This window comes from Rhodopseudomonas sp., from assembly GCF_036404135.1.
Lineage (GTDB): Bacteria > Pseudomonadota > Alphaproteobacteria > Rhizobiales > Xanthobacteraceae > Rhodopseudomonas_A.
In genome coordinates this window covers 1-1,948 of record NZ_DASWPE010000161.1, presented here as the reverse complement: position 1 = coordinate 1,948, position 1,948 = coordinate 1, and the positions used below count along the sequence as shown (strand labels likewise).

The window sequence follows — 1,948 nt, the reverse complement described above, 5'->3', positions numbered from 1 at the left end:
GGCTGCGCTATCACGGCATGGGCGCGATGGTGTCGCACGCCTATGAACTCGGCCTGATCGAGGCGCGCTCCTATCAGCAGCGCGGCTGCTTCGAGGCCGGGGTGCAGTTTGCCCGCGCCGAGGGCATCGTGCCGGCGCCGGAATCCACCCATGCGGTGCGCTGCGCGATCGACGAGGCGTTGCGCTGCAAGGCCGAGGGCAAGGCGGAGACCATCGTCTTCAACCTGTCCGGCCACGGCCATTTCGACATGCAGGCCTATATCAACTTCTTCGAAGGCAAGCTGGTCGACCTCGACTACGACGAGGCCGAACTGGCGCAGTCGCTGGCCGGCCTGCCGAGCATCGCGGCGTAACGCAGCAACCGCAAGGCGGTCATTCTGCGGCGCGAACGCAAGCTCGCGCCAACCCGGCATCTCGCAACACGGTCGTTCTTGCGTCCGCGGCAAGATTCCGGGTTCGCTCGCGGCGCCCGCCGCTCGCGCCCCGGAATGACGGCCGACGTGAAGCGCGTTGCTCGATCGAACCTTCGGAACACGCGGCCAAGGTCCCCTGCTGCGGTTGTTTTTGTCTTGATGACTTCGCGGCGGTTACTGTGCGATGGCCCGTCGGTCTGCTTTGGCCGCGGCCGCCTCCGCCTGATCCGCCGCGACCTTCGACCAGCGCTCGATGATGGCGTAGAAATCGTCGGGTTCGAACGGCTTGGTGAGGTAGTCGTTCATGCCGGCGGCCAGGCACTCCTCGCGCTGGCCGACCAGGGCGTTGCCGGTCAGCGCGATGATCGGCAGCTCTGCCTGTGACCGACCCGTCTGGGTGCGGATGATCCTTGTCGCCGAGACGCCGTCCAGCTCCGGCATCTGCATGTCCATCAGTACCAGATCGTAGGATTGGCGTTGCACCGCATCGACCGCAAGCTGGCCGTTGCCGACCAGCTGCATCTGATGCCCGCGCTTGACCAACAGCTTCTTGATCAGCTTCTGGATCATCGGATTGTCCTCCGCGACCAGGATGTTCAGCGCCCGGCGCACCACCGGCTGCAGCGGCTGCAGCGGCGGCGCGGTGACTACCGGGGCGACGCCGCGCTCGCACCGCACGGTGAACCAGAACGTCGAGCCCTGGCCCGCCTCGCTGGTGACGCCGATCGCGCCGCCCATCATCGCGCTCAACTGCTTGGAGATCGCCAATCCGAGCCCGGTGCCGCCATATTTGCGCGACACCGAGGAATCCGCCTGGGTGAACGGCGTGAACAGCCGCGCCTGAATCTCCGGCGAAATGCCGATCCCGCTATCGGTGACCGCGATCCGCAGTTCGATCCGATCATCGCCGAGCTCGCGATGCGACGCCGCGATCCGCACCGAGCCGCGCTCGGTGAATTTGATGGCATTGCCGGCCAGATTGAGCAGGATCTGCCGGATCCGGTTCGGATCGCCGATCAGCCACGGCGGCATCGCCGCGTCGATCGCGGTTTCGACCCGCAGCACGTCGCTGTTGGCCTTGGCGCCGAGCAGCGTCGCCACGCCCTCAATCAGCCGGTGCGCGTCAAAGCCGATCGCCTCCGGCGTGAAGCGTCCGGCCTCGAGCTTCGACAGATCAAGGATGTCGTTGATCACGAGCAGCAGGTTGCTGGTGGACTCCCGCGCCATGTCGGCGAGCTGGCGCTGCTCGTCGTCGAGCGGGGTGTCGCACAACAGCGCGATCATGCCCATCATCCCGGTCATCGGAGTGCGCAGTTCGTGGCTCATCATCGCCAGGAAATCCGACTTGGCGCGATTGGCGGCTTCCGCGGTATCGCGGGCGAGGCCGAGCGCGGTCGAGGCTTCGATCAGTTCGCTCTGCTGGGCCTCGAGATCGTTGCGCGCCATTTCGACGTCGGCCACCCGCTGCTGCAGCGCGGCCTCCACCAGCTTGAAATCGGTGACGTCGGTGCGCAGCCCGGCAATCCCGCCATCCG

1 protein-coding gene and 1 pseudogene are annotated in these 1,948 nt (G+C 66.4%); one reads left to right on the top strand and one right to left on the bottom strand.

All coding sequences use genetic code 11. The features are described 5' to 3' along the window. Positions 1 to 353 (top strand): annotated as a pseudogene (locus VGC77_RS18910) (TrpB-like pyridoxal-phosphate dependent enzyme); the annotation flags it as partial. Between the two features lie 234 nt (positions 354 to 587). On the opposite strand, the gene VGC77_RS18905 reads toward VGC77_RS18910, so the two are convergent. Further along, the coding region (locus VGC77_RS18905) for an ATP-binding protein (protein WP_331173107.1) at positions 588 to 1,948 on the bottom strand (1,361 nt) is incomplete at its 5' end.